This is a genomic window from Halorubrum zhoui (assembly GCF_051194155.1).
Classification (GTDB): Archaea; Halobacteriota; Halobacteria; order Halobacteriales; family Haloferacaceae; genus Halorubrum.
The window spans coordinates 153,582-166,535 of sequence record NZ_JBLZNJ010000001.1 but is presented as its reverse complement, the minus strand read 5'-3'; the positions used below and the strand labels follow the sequence as shown (position 1 = coordinate 166,535).

Below are 12,954 nucleotides of genomic sequence, written 5' to 3'. Positions count from 1 at the left end.
TTACTAAGAGGAGCACGTACGCCTATGTAGTCGACCCTTCCGCTCCCGTGAGGGTTCGGGGGCGACACCCGCAGCGTCGGGCGCTCGCGGGCTAGACGTACGCGAGCGGGAGCATCACGGCGACGCCGAGCGCGACGCCCGCGACGAGCTCGCGCTTGCCGCCGTACGGCAGCGCAGTCCCCACCGCGAGCGCCTCCGGGAGGAACTCGGAGACGACGAGGTACACCATCGCGCCGGCGGCGAAGCCGAAGCCGATCGGGAGGACGTCGCGGGCGAGTCGGACGAACGCGAACGCGATCACGGCGCCGATCGGCTGCGGTAAACTGGAGAACACTGCCCACCACACCATCTTCCACTCGGGGACCCCCAGCGCGCGCAGTGGGATCGAGACGGCGGCCCCCTCGGGAACGTTGTGGATCGAGATGGCGACGGTCATGAACACCGCGAGCGCGGGAATCGTGGCGCCAAACAGCTGCATGCCGCCTTCGAGTCCAAGATCGGCGAACGAGACGCCGACGGCGACTCCTTCGGGAAAGCTGTGGACCGTCAACACGCCCAGTATCAACAGGAGCTTCTTGAAGTCCGCCTCCTCGTAGTCGCGGGCGTCCACGTCGGCGTCGACGAGCACCTCGTGTGCGAGAACGACGAGCGCGACGCCAAGAACGGCCCCTACGCCGACCTCCCAGAGTGCGCCCTCGGCGAGCCCCTCGTCGACGAGTCCGAGGAGCGACGCGGTCACCATGATGCCCGAGGCGACGCCCCAGAGGACCACGTTTCCGCGGGCGCTGATGTCGTCGAAAAAGAAGAACGGAATCGCGCCGAGTCCCGTCGCGAGCGCCGTGATCAGCCCGGCGACGAAGACGAACCCGAGCTCTCCAACGAGTGTCATCTACGAGATCCTTCTCACGTCGGGATCTTAGCCCTGTCGACCGTCGTCGGGACGTGGGACGGCCGCGATGATTTCAGGCTAACACCCGGCACGTCGCTGTCGACAGAACGATTATTCGTCGCTGTCCGCTGGCGTGCGCGCGTCCAGCACGGGGATTTCGGCCAGTCGCTCGTCGGTGAGTAGGTCCCAGTCGACACCCATCGGCCGGTCCCGCGTTCGGTCTACCTCGATGGTCCGGTCAGGGGTGACGACGAGGTCGAGCGGCACGTCGTGGTCCTCGGGAGCTGGGCGGTCGGCCGACGGGTCGACCGGCGAGGGCGGCTCGTCGACGACCTGTCGCTCGTGGACGGTCGTCGCCACCGTGGTGTCGTCGTCGACCGCGCCCAGTTCGGAGAGCACGCCCCACTCGAGGTCGCTGTAGCCTTCTCCCTTCCCGACGCGCATCCCGTCGGTGGTGACCGCGACCGAGCCGGAGACGACGAGGTCGACGTGCGAGACGGCGTCGGGACCGACGGGGACCCCGTGTTCGCTAATACCGGACACCGTCGTGGCGGCGTCGACGTCCGCGATCGCCTCCGGGTCGAGCCGGAGAAACGGCTCCGGGTCGCGGAGCCGCGGTTGGGCGACGTACACGGTCTTACCGGCTCGGAGCGCGGCCCGCCGAACCGGCAGCTGTGGGGCGTCGGGGTTGGCTTTCAGCGTGTTAGCCGCGCGCCACGCCGCCGTCTCGGTGAGGCGTCGACACGCCTCGTCGACGCCCGCGACGTTCGGAATACGGCCGTGCGGCGGGTACGGGAACCGTGCGACGCCGCGCGCTTCGAGGTCGTCCCAGACCGCCTCACGAACCGCCTGTTTGTCCATATGACCCGAAGACGACGAGTGCGGTTGAAGCCATCCCTCGCGGCCGGACCCGACAGTATATGTGTGTCGTACGATACGTCGTCGTATGCTCGAAGACGGCCTCTCGTATCCCGTGCGCGGCGACTGGCTCGGGCGAACGCTCATCGGCGGCGTGCTCGGACTCCTCTCGGTGTTCGTGATACCCACAGTCGTCGTGCTCGGGTACCTCGTTCGCGTGCTCGAAACGACCGTCGAGGGAGCCGACGAACCGCCCGCGTTCGAAGACTGGACTGCCCTCCTCGTCCGCGGCGTGGTCGCGAGCGTGATCGTCATCGCGTACACGCTCGTGCCGGTTCTCGCGTACCTCGTCGTTCTGACCGTGTTCTTCGGTGCCGGCGGGATCATCAGCGGAGACGTGGGAGCGCTCGTCGGTGTCGCGGGCGTCCTCGCCGCGCTCGGGTTGATTCCGGTCGTGCTCGTGGTGTACTACGCTGTCCCGGCAGCGCTGACAGCGTACGCGACCCAGGGGTCGATCGGTGCCGCGTTCGACGTTTCCGTGTTGCGGCCGGTGGTGTTGCGCTCCGAGTACCTGATCGCGGTGCTCGCTCCCCTCGTCGTCGCGGTGCTGTTGTGGGTCGTGACTGCGGTGCTCGCGGTGACCATCGTCGGGCTGTTGTTGGTCCCGTTCGTCCAGTTCTACGGCCAGGTCGCCGTGTTTCGGATGTTCGGGGCCGCGTTCGCCACAGCGCGCGGGTCACCCGGCACGCGACGCGCAGTTTAACCCGCTCGGCCGCGCACGGCCGGTATGTTCGAAGCCCGTCCGGACCGCGACGCGGAAGTCGTCCTCGTCGGTCGGTCGAACGTCGGGAAGTCGACCGTGATGCGCGAGCTCACGGGCCACGACTTCGACACCGGCGGGACGCCCGGCGTCACGCGCCAGCCGAACCACTACGACTGGGCGAGCGAGTCGTTCGTGTTCACCGATCTTCCCGGGTTCGGGTTCATGTCCGGCGTCGAAGCCGAGCGACGCGAGGCGATCAAGACGGACGTGGTGCAGTACGTCGAGACGAACGCCGACCACCTCCTCGCGGGCGTCGTCGTCCTCGACGGGAAGAGCGCGGTCGACATCATCGACCGGCACACGGAGCGTGGCAACGTCCCGCACGACGTCGAGATGGTACACTTCTTAGACGACGTCGGCGTCAACCCGATCGTCGCGGTGAACAAGACCGACAAGATCGACGACCTCGACGAGCGGCTGGACGCGATCGGTGACCGACTCGGCCTGTACCCGCCGTGGCAGCAGTGGTCGGACACGATCGCACCGATCTGTGCGAAACGCGGCGACATCGACGCCTTGGAGGCGTGTCTTCGTGATCGGTTCCACGAACACGGCCGCGACGACCTGCTGAAGTTCGTCTCGTGAGACTCGGACACACGGGTGACTTCCTCCTCGAGATGTGTGTGACGGCGGCCGTGTCATCAACACGACTCCGCGAGATGTCTGGGCACCGATTGGCCGCACCCTCCCCAGCCGATTCTGTACATATGTGACTGCGTGAGCGACACGACTCCGCGGCACCCGGACACGAGTTTCAGCCACACCCTCCCCAGCCGATTCTGTACATATGTGACTGCGTGAGCGACACGACTCCGCGGCACCCGGACACGAGTTTCAGCCACACCCTCCCCAGCCGATTCGCTCGGTGGCTTCGCCACCTCGCTCATCCCTCGCGCGCGCTCGCGAGCCCGCCTCCGGCGCGCTCACGAGGCGCGCGCCAACCGCGGATGTACGCGCGGCGTGGTGGCATCTGGGGCCGTCGTGCGCTAGAACTCGAGCCCACGCGGGTCGTCGCTCGGCTTGAGCGGACTCCGCGGATACGGCGGGGTTGCCGCCGGGTCGTTAAACACCCGGGGCGCGACGTCGTTCGGTCCCGCTGGGTACCACAGCGCAGCCAGCGTCTGGATCGCGTCCCGACCGCTCGCAAGCTCGAACTGCCCACCACCGTACATCGTGATATCGTTCACGCGACAGTATTCGATCGCCTCGAACAACGACTCGAGCGTGCCGAACCGAGATGGTTTGATGTTACAGTACCCAGGATCGACCGGTAACGACTCGAGCGCTTCGACGCTGTCCACCGGGTAATCGAACGAGAGCCGGTCGGCCTGCGGCTCGAGGAAGGGGCGAGTCGCGGGCGTGAACGCGCCGTCTTCGACGACGGCGTCGGCGAACGCGGCGAGTACGTCACAGTAGAGGTCGGGGTCGGCGGGGACGTCGACGTCGGTCCCCTCGTAGTAGCCTTTCAGATCGAGGACGCGGACCGCACCGGTTTCACGCAGCGTCACGAAGAGGTCGTCCGGCCAGTCGGGCGTCGGGTCGAGTTTGAACTCGAGGGTCGGATCTACGTCGCGCAACGCCACCACTCGGTCCGCGGTCGGCGGGTCACCGAGTCGCGTCGAGACGACGAATCGCACCGGCTCAGGTTCGATCCCGAGGTACTCACCGAGGCTCGTCTCTGCCTGCCGAAGGCCGAGGTCCAACGCGGCGCTCTCGACGGCCCACCGTCGATAGTTTCTGAACGCCTCACGTGTGGGTGGCGCGGCCGCAAAGAGGTCGATATCGTCGAGCGCTCTCGACAGCTCGTCTATCGTCCACTCGCCCTCGATGTCGATCGGGTCGGTTCCGGCGAGTGCATCGTGGTCAGCGGCCTCGTAGGTGACGTCTTCACCGCGGCCAACGACCCCGTCGCCGGTGAGCCGGAACTCGGTCGTCGTTCGCTCGAAGTCGCTCGTGGTGGCTGCGACGTATCGACGTCGGTCGACCGACTCGATCGTGACTGGCAGCGACGCGATCCGGTCATAGACGGACATACGTACTAACACGCACTCGGTGCGCTTAATCACGCACCCGGATCGTCTCGACGTGCGTCGCGAGCGCGAGGAACAACGGCACGACCGTGAGCACGACCGCGCCGGCAGCCGCGACCTGGAGCACGCTCGTCGTGAACCACGCGGCCGAGTCGGGATACGGCAGCGTGGTGTGTGTCACTCCGCCGCGAATCGGAACGAAGTAGTCCATCAGCAGGTCGACGGTGTACCACGCGGTCGCGATCCCGACCGCACGCAACGGAAACGTCGTGATCCGATAGAGCACGAACGCCTGGACGACCATCCCGAGGTGACTCACGAACAGGAACGCGTACAGGGCCGGTCCCGCGTTCGCGTAGAACGCCGGGAAGAACACCACGAGCACGTACGGCGTCCACAGTCCGAGCTTGATGTTCCCGAAGAAGGCCAGCGTGGCGAGGACGTCGCTATGCCGGCCAACCGCCCACGCCGCCAGCGCCAGCGCGATGAGCAGCGTCGCACCTGGACTGTCGGGGACGAAGAGCCACATCTCCGCGGGAACGCGCTGAAACTGAAACCGGTAGTACCAGAACCCGAAGGCGGTCCCGAGGAGGTTGATCACGACGATCGGCCACACGAAGCGGTACGCGACGTCTTCGAGCGCCGTCGGCAGCGGCGCGACCCACCGGGGAAGGTCCGTGCGGCCTCCATGGCGCTCCGGTGGATCGCGCCCCAGCGCGGCGGTGTCGTCCATGCCTCTGCGGTCGGCAGCGGCACGCAAAGCCGTGACGGTCGTACCCGGCTCGACGAGTGCGCGTGACAGGCGACGAAAAGGGCTATGGGGACCCGGTTGGAACGGAAACGTATGCGCCCGCGAACGCTGCTTGCGCTGCTGCTCGTCGTCCCCCTGGCGGACGCGCTGTTTCTCGTCTTCGTCGCGACTCGGCTCGGCTGGACCCTCACGGTCGCGCTGGTCGTGTTGACGGCGATCCTCGGGATGCTCCTGTTGCGCGCAGAGGGACGCGCGACCCTCGCGCGGGTCCAGCGGAAGCTCGCTCGCGGGGAGCCGCCGACGGACGAGCTGCTCGACGGCGGCCTGCTCATCGCCTCCGGCGCGTTCCTCCTCACGCCCGGGCTCGTGACGGACGCGCTCGGCTTCCTGCTCGCACTGCCGATCACCCGCGTCCCGATTCGGCTCGGCGTCAAGCGGTACGTCGTCGTGCCGTACGTCGACAGCCAGACCGACGGCTTCGCCAGCGGCTCCGTGTACATTGGTGGCTTCCCCGGCGGAGACGGGGAAAGCGGATTCGGCGGGGGCGTCGGCGGCCCGGGGACCGGTCCGTCGAGCCCGAGTGACGGGGACGAGGGCTCAGACGACGACGTCGTCGACGTCGAGTACACCGTCGAAGACGAGGATCGGTAGTCGAACCGTTCGCCGGGAGTGTACGAAACCGGGAGACGGCGGCGAAGTGTCGAAAGGAAACGCTTAACATTCTACCGCAGGAATCATCAGATGCGCTCGCCTGGGCCAATAGCTCAGTCAGGTTGAGCGCTCGGCTGATAACCGGGAGGTCCACGGTTCAAATCCGTGTTGGCCCACCTACAGCGTCCACGGTCTCTGGCCGTGGCGTATTAGGGGCTGAGTCCTCCCCAGCCACCTAATTCCGTTCTACTGCTACCCCCTGAGAGAAGCATCTTCTGATCAGTTCAACCGTGCTCCTCCCGAATCGCACTACAAGGCCCTGCCTTCATGCGATTCTCTTTGCTGAAACGTCCCTTCAATATTATTTTACTACTCAATAAGTGAAATATTTAGCCGCGCCTTATAGATAAACAGCCGCTTCAACAGCGGTCGGTTGAGAAAACACGGGAGACAACAAGCTACCTTGTGGATTCCAGCCTGCCTCAATGCGTTCTAATACCACGGAGAACAGCTCGTATCCACCTTGAGAAATTCAAGGAGTTATCTCATCAGAAGAGAAATCGACCAGTACCCGATCTACGAAAGTTTTCGTGAACTCTTCTACACGGCGATGGCACTCAGGACACAACGTCATTAAATTCCATTTCTCATTAGTTCCGCCCGCTAATATGGGGATGATGTGATGAACGTGGTGCGCTCGATCGTCCTCGGACGCAACAGCTCCGCAACACGCACACTCTGACTCCCGGACCTGGGGTGCTAATCGGTCCCAATCCGTATCTCCCAGCAACGACCGCACCCGTGATGCTATATCGAAAAATCCGCCTTTCCAACTCGGATTTCCTTTCCCACGTCGTTCTTCCTGGTACCTGATGCCTTTGCATTCGTAAGAGCAAAAACGAGTCTGTGCTTCTTTTGCCGCGCGTACTTCGTACTCTTCGCCGCATACCTCACAGGAAACCGTTCGGGATCCTCCTTTCCAGCGCGGATTTGTCTCACCGGTGAAGGCCTCTTTTCGAGATTCACTCAGGCATTCCTGTGAACAGAATCGCGTGGTGTCAGCAACTGCTGCCTTCACCTCGTACTCCTCGCCACACCAATCACAAACCACGGTCTTGCGGTGGTTTTCATCAAAAAAAGAACGCTGGCACTCGTTGGAACAGAATCTTGCCGATTGTTTCCGCCGTGGTTTCACTAAAAAGTCGTCGCCGCACTGTTCGCATTCGACGCGTGGTTTCAAAGAAACACCGTGTGCTGTCTTATGATGTATCTTCAGTCCACGCTCAGATGCGAAATCCGCGCGGTCGCAAGTGGGACACTGCGTTTCCTCGCCCATCAGACAAGAGATAAGGTTTATTCAACAAAAATCCTGTGTTGAATTTGCGCTAATAAATAGCGCTGCTCTGCTAAGAGCTGTCAAACTGTGGTACTACGGGTAGTTTCTCGATTCTACGGTGGCACTCAATACAGAGTGTAATCAGATTATCGAGTGTGTTCACCTCGCTGAAGTTCGGCTCTTCATCGTCGGCCTTTCGATAAAATTCTCGGACGGGGGTGAGATGATGGACGCTCAACTCTCGCCCGTACTCGTCAAAATGTTCAGCCTCAGTACAGCCACAGCGCTGACACTGTCGTCCATCGCGTTCTACAGCCCGCTTACGCTGCGTCAACCAATTCGGCCCTCGATATAGTCCTACCCCTCCCTCCCATGCTGGCGCATCCTCTCCTGCTCTGTACTCTGATCGCCATTCGCCCATGCAATCGTAATTACAGAAGTGATATGTCCGGCTCTCAGCCACCGCTGGAATCCGCTGCATCGAATTACCACACCATTCGCATTTTACCTCAATTCTCTCTGTCAGCGGATGCGCATCGCCGGTAAACTCTTGGCTTCGCCATGTATGTAGACATTCTTGAGAGCAGAACGTGTTTTGTTTCCCCGCAATGTCGCTTTGTAGTCGTTGATCGGTGTCGCCACAAACCGTACATTCGACGGTTACACGCTTTGCGACGTGCGTACCCGGACGGTTGAGTTCGTCATAGGTGTATCCAGCAGCCAGCAGTGCTTCCGACCAACTTCCGAACTCACGGCGGTAGGGGTTTTCGGCATAGGCACCGGCTTCTTCCATCTCCTTTCGAGTAGGGGTCTTCCCGAGTTCTTCACCAAGACGTTGTAGTTCATCTAAGAGATCTTCGCGTGGGATACGATTGTTTCCACCCCGCATATCGGGATTGGGGATCTCGGCTGCTGCTCGTCCTTCAGTGAATTTTCCGAATCGGTTCCGGACAACAGATGCGGAGTACTGGCCGTGTTCGTTATACTGGGATTCAGACGGTGGTGAATCCAGTTTCTGATAAACACGGCGGAGATCATCGATAAGATCGTCTTTATCGATCTTTTTTACCATCTATTTCCACGACTACAGAACGGAGATGGATCTCTAAAAAAGCCAGTGGATAATAAAAACGAGCAGTGTATTATTTACCAGCAAAATCCATCTTCTATATTCAGCACCCAGTTTGTATCAGTTCCTGAGGATTTTAATAGAGGTATGGCGTCTTATATATCCTCTAAATAGTCCCTGCGTTGATCCGCTTTCTCACGCTCTCCACGCTGATCATAGTGCTTCTCAAGCACATCGAGTCCCACATTCATCCGGTCACTCACTATTTTCTCGGGAACATCTTTGGAGAGGTGCTGGGTTATTGCACCCCGGCGGATAGCGTGAGGACTTACGCTCGATGGGCAGGTACTCGCCTTGTTTCGCTCTAATGCCTCACAGGAGTCTATCTCGCGGTCGTGGGGACACTCCCCAGTATATTCACAGGGTCGTGTGATACGGTAAATGCTATCTCGAAGCGTGGATTTAGCAGGCCGACCGCTCGGGCTGGAGAATAGTGGGCTTCGTCCCTCGTCATCCTCGCCCTCCTCGCGGTTATATTGGAGGTACGCATCCAGCGCGTCACACACGTTGGCGCTCAGAGAAACGTACCGTTCACCTCCGGTCTTGTTTTTGAGCCGCGTACCTGTCTCGGGACGGTGGTGAAGTTCGAGATACTGTTCCTTTCGATCGTAGTCCTCTACATCGAGACTGTGTGCGGCTCCGATTCGGATGCCAGTATGCCACAGCACCTCGATGAGCGCGTGAGTTCGGGTCGCAAACTCGAATTGACGAAGATACTCAAGCAGTTGCTTTGCCGCCTCCTCGCTGAGCATCGCTGTTCGCCGGTCCTCGGTCTTCCCGAGAGAGGGCAACAATATTTTCTCGTGTGTCCCGCTCGCCACCGCGTCGATATTCTCGCACCACTTGACGAAAACGCGGATGGTCGATAACTGAGTGACCATCGTGACGTTGTTGAGGTCGCCGTCATCGCGCCGCCACATCTTGTAGCGTTGTAAGTCACGTCCCGTCAGTTCGTTCAAGTTGTCTATCTCTGCGACCTCATCGCACCACCGGACGAAGTGTTTGAGACGGTAGTGATGGGCCTGAATCGTACTCTGTGAGACTTCGCTCTCACGCTGAGAGAGGTACATTTCCTTTGCGTCTGTCGGAGTCATCGGTTCGAGGTTGTCTTTGGTCAAGGCTTGCTCCACTAATCGCCTATGCGCTCCTCCAATTGCTCGCCGCAATGAGCGATGGAGTGATAGGCCTAATTGCCTGATTCGTTGCGTTTCAGGCTCTCTCGTCCACGGTTTCAAATCCGTGTTGGCCCACCTCAGAAGCGGTCGGCGTTATGCCACCGCGGTTGGGGCCGTACAACTCCCCAGCCACCTAATTTCCGTACTTACGCTACTTCCAGAGAGGGGCGATTCTCGCTGTCCAAACGACAAACGTAGCGACCCCCAGAGCCGTCTCCGGGTTTCCAGCACAGGAGGTGGGTCCGCGTGAGCGTCGACATTCCAAGCACGTCCGACGCTACAATCGGGACGCTTCCCGGCCCGCGAATCGAGAATCGGGTCGCGCCCCGTCCTGTAGCACACGGCACCGCCGCGCAGGCCGGTTTCAACGATGCTGACCGAGACCTCGCGCTCTACTCGGCAGTCCACCAGCTGTGGTACGACGTCGTCGGTGACCGTGACGAGGAGCCTGGGATTGCTGCGGAGGTGACTCACGAGGACCTCCCGTGGCTCGACGTTCCGACGTCCGGCCGCGAGTGGGTCGTGAAGCTCACTTCGTCGCGCTGGAAGAGCGGACCGGACTCGCTCGTTCGACGATCCGATACCACGTCTCTCGACTCACGGAAATCGGCGTCTGTGAGAAGGTCTCGAACCTGGTTCTCGTCGTGTTTCCCTCGCTCGGTGTCCTCGACGAGGCGGAAGCGATCCTCCGGCGGATCTACCGCGACGACCAGGTCGACGACATGACGGAACGCGCAGAGGAGCGTCGCGAGCGTCGTGAGAACCGAGACGATCCCGGTTCAGTCGGGCACTAAGAGGAGCATGACGACCCCGTGACGCTGCGGTACCTCCGAGAGAACCACCTGCCGAAGCTGGAGCAGTACAACCTCGTCGACGTCGAGCAGGATCGTGGTTCGAAGCGGTACAGTCTCGTCGGCGTCGACCACACTGCGCCGACACCACAGTCCTGAGTAGGCGTGTTCGGTATCGTGGCTTCGAGAGTAGTGTGTGACCACACTAAGTTTATTGAGGGCGGTCGCGTACCCCCGCTATGAGCAGTGAGAGCGTTGATTCCGAGAGCAAAGTCTCGGGGAACCAAGCGAACATCCCCGCGCACATCCGTCGGGAGATGGAGATCGACGACGGTGACAAGCTCCGCTGGCAGATCGAGGATGACGGAACACTCCGTGTGCGAGTTGTCCAACAGCGGAACGGGACGTTCAGCGACTTCGACGGATACGACGGGGCTCAAGAAACCGACGTTGAGACGGAACACGACGCGTGGGGCGTCGGCTCCGAGTAGATGCCTCGGGCACTCGTCGACACGAGCGTTCTCTTCGCGGCGGCGTACCGTCGGGACAGCGCGCATGAGAGTGCACTCCCGATCCTCCGCGGCATCGACACCGCAGACCTCCCTGAAGCGGTGATTCTGGACTACGTACTCGGAGAAACACTGAACGGCCTGACGACGCATGCGGGCCATGACGCCGCCGTCGACTTCCTCGATCGGGTGGAGGAGAACACGCGCCTTCACGTCGAGTCGCTGACGGCGGACGCGTTCGCGACCGCGAAGGGCATTTTCCGGCAGCACGAACAGTTCTCGTTCGTCGACGCCTGCATCGTCGCGTACATGCAGGTCGAAGGGCTCGGCTACCTCTACGCGTTCGACGCCGGCTTCGACGCCGACGAGGACGTGTACCGTCTCGACGTCGCAACCGACCCGTACCAGCCGGAGTGACCGGGCGACAGTAGATGTCACTCGCTCGCGGTCGTCAACGCCGACGCGAACGACCGCGATTGGTCCTCCGGCCGGTCGCGGGCGTCATACCGCTGAAGCAGTAGCGTTCGACCGTCGCCGCCACGCACCCCACCACGCGACGTTTATGTACTGGACGTTGCTGTCTACGCACGTTCGGATGACTGTACTGGACGACCTCTCTGGATTCGAGTTCGAGGACGTGATGGAGGACGTCTTTCGCAACCTCGGCTACGAGAACGTCCGCCAGGCCGAGCGGACGGCCGACGAGGGGCGCGACGTCATCATGGAGGAGGTCGTCGACGGCACGCGACGGGCGATCATCGTCGAGTGCAAGCACACCGGGACGGTCGGCCGGCCGGTCGTCCAGAAGCTGCACTCGGCCGTCGCGACGTTCGACTTCGACGGCCCAACGCGCGGGATGGTCGCCACCACTGGTCGATTTACGAACCCTGCCGAGGAGTACGCCGACCGGCTCCAGCGGAGCGACGATCCCTATCCCATCGAGCTGATCGACGGCGAGGGCCTTCGGGAGATCGCCGACGAAATCGGTCTCGATCTCTACAACGGGCGCATCGAGATACTTTGTGACGAGACGCTCCGACCGTACGATCCGGCGGCGGATGTCGACGCACCTGTCCAGGAGGCGTTCCGCGACATCGAGAACATTGAGGCCGCGGATCTGCCGGTGCCGCACTCGCAGGTGACGTTCCGACCGGTGGTTGCGATCACCGCCGACACGAACGCGGTCTTCGAGACCTCCGTCGGTGTCATCCACCGGATCAACGACCGCACACAGTTCGTTGTCCACGCTGAGCGCGGCCATCCGAAGGTGGCCGACGACGATGTCGCGACGCTGGTCACCGAGAACTTCCACGCGACGGTCGACCTCGATGTCGAGCAGTTCGGGGAGGTCTTCGACGACGTCGACGAACGACGGTTCGGCCAGACCCAAACGGAGTACAAGGAGTGGGCTGTCGACCGCCTCCAGGAGTACCACACGACGACGGTGACTTACACCGGCGACAACAACGTCACGTACAACAAGACGTGTGAGCCGAATCGCTCGGACGTCTCAGTGCGATCGATCGAGCCGGTGTATCTACCTGCAGTTCGGCAGACGACAGAGATGCTGGAGTACTCGTATCCGTACGAATACTATGCTGCTGGCCCCTCACGGGTCACTCTGGAGGACGGGATCCACCGGTGTGTCCACTGTGAGACGAGCGGCACAGACGAGCCGTACACCTACTGTCCGAACTGCGGGGCGATCGCCTGTGCCACCCACAGCAAAACCGAGCGGTTCGAAGGGAAGCCGGTCTGTACCGGCTGTGCGGTGACCGAACGGTTCGCACTGAAGACGAAGTACTTCTACGACGAGGAGAACCTCGACGCGTTCCGCGAGGAGTACGCCGCCATGCCGCTTCACGAGAAGGCGATGGAGAACAGACCCTTAGTTTTAGGAGGTGTGCTCGCGACGCTGTTGTTCGTCGTTGGGGTACTGGTCATCGTCGGCATCGTCTGATCGGGCTCGGGTGCATGCCGGCACAGCGACCATCATCTGCAGTGCGAACGAG

The 12,954-nt window shown here is 61.8% G+C and carries 15 protein-coding genes and 1 tRNA gene; 8 read left to right on the top strand and 8 right to left on the bottom strand.

The features are described 5' to 3' along the window. Window positions 1–91: 91 nt before the first annotated feature. Together ACNTAO_RS00810 and ACNTAO_RS00805 are read right to left on the bottom strand one after the other, a co-directional pair. Window positions 92–889, bottom strand: coding sequence for a ZIP family metal transporter (locus tag ACNTAO_RS00810; protein ID WP_435160021.1), 798 nt, complete (start codon window positions 887–889; stop codon window positions 92–94). Between the two features lie 111 nt (window positions 890–1,000). Beyond that, a complete protein-coding gene (locus tag ACNTAO_RS00805) occupies window positions 1,001–1,750 on the bottom strand; it encodes a 5-formyltetrahydrofolate cyclo-ligase (protein ID WP_435160020.1) in 750 nt (249 codons plus the stop codon). Between the two features lie 85 nt (window positions 1,751–1,835). Between ACNTAO_RS00805 and ACNTAO_RS00800 the strand changes: the two genes are divergently transcribed. Next, complete coding sequence (locus tag ACNTAO_RS00800; protein ID WP_435160019.1) at window positions 1,836–2,510, top strand: DUF4013 domain-containing protein; 675 nt, start codon at window positions 1,836–1,838, stop codon at window positions 2,508–2,510. A 24-nt stretch (window positions 2,511–2,534) separates the two neighbouring features. After that, window positions 2,535–3,155 (top strand): GTP-binding protein EngB, encoded by a 621-nt coding sequence (gene engB, locus ACNTAO_RS00795; RefSeq protein WP_435160018.1) that lies wholly within the window; start codon window positions 2,535–2,537, stop codon window positions 3,153–3,155. Window positions 3,156–3,556: 401 nt separating this feature from the next. Here engB and ACNTAO_RS00790 read toward each other — a convergent pair whose 3' ends face one another. After that, a complete protein-coding gene (locus ACNTAO_RS00790; protein WP_435160017.1) occupies window positions 3,557–4,603 on the bottom strand; it encodes an enolase-like domain-containing protein in 1,047 nt (348 codons plus the stop codon). Window positions 4,604–4,628: 25 nt separating this feature from the next. Then, window positions 4,629–5,333 (bottom strand): DUF1405 domain-containing protein, encoded by a 705-nt coding sequence (locus ACNTAO_RS00785; protein WP_435160016.1) that lies wholly within the window; start codon window positions 5,331–5,333, stop codon window positions 4,629–4,631. A gap of 111 nt (window positions 5,334–5,444) precedes the next feature. On the opposite strand from ACNTAO_RS00785, the gene ACNTAO_RS00780 reads away from it, so the two are divergent. Together ACNTAO_RS00780 and ACNTAO_RS00775 are read left to right on the top strand one after the other, a co-directional pair. Continuing rightward, window positions 5,445–6,002, top strand: a complete 558-nt coding sequence (locus ACNTAO_RS00780) for an FxsA family protein (RefSeq protein WP_435160015.1) — start codon at window positions 5,445–5,447, stop codon at window positions 6,000–6,002. 102 nt (window positions 6,003–6,104) lie between these two features. Continuing rightward, a tRNA-Ile gene (locus ACNTAO_RS00775) sits at window positions 6,105–6,178 on the top strand. A gap of 356 nt (window positions 6,179–6,534) precedes the next feature. On the opposite strand, the gene ACNTAO_RS00770 is transcribed toward ACNTAO_RS00775, so the two are convergent. From ACNTAO_RS00770 to ACNTAO_RS00760, 3 genes are all read right to left on the bottom strand, one after another. Next, on the bottom strand, window positions 6,535–7,338 hold the full coding sequence (locus tag ACNTAO_RS00770) for an HNH endonuclease signature motif containing protein (RefSeq protein ID WP_435160014.1): 804 nt from the start codon (window positions 7,336–7,338) through the stop codon (window positions 6,535–6,537). Window positions 7,339–7,408: 70 nt separating this feature from the next. Beyond that, window positions 7,409–8,410 (bottom strand): homing endonuclease associated repeat-containing protein, encoded by a 1,002-nt coding sequence (locus ACNTAO_RS00765; RefSeq protein ID WP_435160013.1) that lies wholly within the window; start codon window positions 8,408–8,410, stop codon window positions 7,409–7,411. A gap of 152 nt (window positions 8,411–8,562) precedes the next feature. Further along, the gene (locus ACNTAO_RS00760; RefSeq protein ID WP_435160012.1) at window positions 8,563–9,597 is read right to left on the bottom strand and encodes a tyrosine-type recombinase/integrase; all 1,035 of its coding nucleotides are present in this window, start codon (window positions 9,595–9,597) and stop codon (window positions 8,563–8,565) included. Between the two features lie 530 nt (window positions 9,598–10,127). Between ACNTAO_RS00760 and ACNTAO_RS00755 the strand changes: the two genes are divergently transcribed. Continuing rightward, window positions 10,128–10,436 carry a hypothetical protein gene (locus ACNTAO_RS00755; protein ID WP_435160011.1) on the top strand — a complete coding sequence of 103 codons (309 nt, stop codon included), beginning with the start codon at window positions 10,128–10,130 and terminating at the stop codon, window positions 10,434–10,436. On the opposite strand, the gene ACNTAO_RS00750 is transcribed toward ACNTAO_RS00755, so the two are convergent. Next, on the bottom strand, window positions 10,422–10,568 hold the full coding sequence (locus tag ACNTAO_RS00750) for a hypothetical protein (protein WP_435160010.1): 147 nt from the start codon (window positions 10,566–10,568) through the stop codon (window positions 10,422–10,424). The genes ACNTAO_RS00755 and ACNTAO_RS00750 overlap by 15 nt on opposite strands. A gap of 104 nt (window positions 10,569–10,672) precedes the next feature. Between ACNTAO_RS00750 and ACNTAO_RS00745 the strand changes: the two genes are divergently transcribed. The 3 genes from ACNTAO_RS00745 (at window position 10,673) to ACNTAO_RS00735 (ending at window position 12,902) form a co-directional block, all read left to right on the top strand. Next, on the top strand, window positions 10,673–10,924 hold the full coding sequence (locus tag ACNTAO_RS00745) for an AbrB/MazE/SpoVT family DNA-binding domain-containing protein (protein WP_435160009.1): 252 nt from the start codon (window positions 10,673–10,675) through the stop codon (window positions 10,922–10,924). Further along, window positions 10,925–11,359, top strand: a complete 435-nt coding sequence (locus ACNTAO_RS00740) for a PIN domain-containing protein (protein ID WP_435160008.1) — start codon at window positions 10,925–10,927, stop codon at window positions 11,357–11,359. It begins immediately after the preceding gene. Window positions 11,360–11,537: 178 nt separating this feature from the next. Further along, a complete protein-coding gene (locus tag ACNTAO_RS00735) occupies window positions 11,538–12,902 on the top strand; it encodes a restriction endonuclease (RefSeq protein WP_435160007.1) in 1,365 nt (454 codons plus the stop codon). Window positions 12,903–12,954 lie beyond the last annotated feature (52 nt).

What these genes read in the sequence shown, in the direction of transcription:
- ACNTAO_RS00765 (WP_435160013.1), bottom strand. Translation starts at nt 8,410, where the DNA reads ATGGTAAAAAAGATCGATAAAGACGATCTTATCGATGATCTCCGCCGT.
- ACNTAO_RS00740 (WP_435160008.1), top strand. Translation starts at nt 10,925, where the DNA reads ATGCCTCGGGCACTCGTCGACACGAGCGTTCTCTTCGCGGCGGCGTAC.
- ACNTAO_RS00805 (WP_435160020.1), bottom strand. Translation starts at nt 1,750, where the DNA reads ATGGACAAACAGGCGGTTCGTGAGGCGGTCTGGGACGACCTCGAAGCG.
- ACNTAO_RS00745 (WP_435160009.1), top strand. Translation starts at nt 10,673, where the DNA reads ATGAGCAGTGAGAGCGTTGATTCCGAGAGCAAAGTCTCGGGGAACCAA.
- ACNTAO_RS00790 (WP_435160017.1), bottom strand. Translation starts at nt 4,603, where the DNA reads ATGTCCGTCTATGACCGGATCGCGTCGCTGCCAGTCACGATCGAGTCG.
- ACNTAO_RS00800 (WP_435160019.1), top strand. Translation starts at nt 1,836, where the DNA reads ATGCTCGAAGACGGCCTCTCGTATCCCGTGCGCGGCGACTGGCTCGGG.
- ACNTAO_RS00810 (WP_435160021.1), bottom strand. Translation starts at nt 889, where the DNA reads ATGACACTCGTTGGAGAGCTCGGGTTCGTCTTCGTCGCCGGGCTGATC.
- ACNTAO_RS00785 (WP_435160016.1), bottom strand. Translation starts at nt 5,333, where the DNA reads ATGGACGACACCGCCGCGCTGGGGCGCGATCCACCGGAGCGCCATGGA.
- ACNTAO_RS00770 (WP_435160014.1), bottom strand. Translation starts at nt 7,338, where the DNA reads ATGGGCGAGGAAACGCAGTGTCCCACTTGCGACCGCGCGGATTTCGCA.
- ACNTAO_RS00780 (WP_435160015.1), top strand. Translation starts at nt 5,445, where the DNA reads ATGCGCCCGCGAACGCTGCTTGCGCTGCTGCTCGTCGTCCCCCTGGCG.
- engB (WP_435160018.1), top strand. Translation starts at nt 2,535, where the DNA reads ATGTTCGAAGCCCGTCCGGACCGCGACGCGGAAGTCGTCCTCGTCGGT.
- ACNTAO_RS00735 (WP_435160007.1), top strand. Translation starts at nt 11,538, where the DNA reads ATGACTGTACTGGACGACCTCTCTGGATTCGAGTTCGAGGACGTGATG.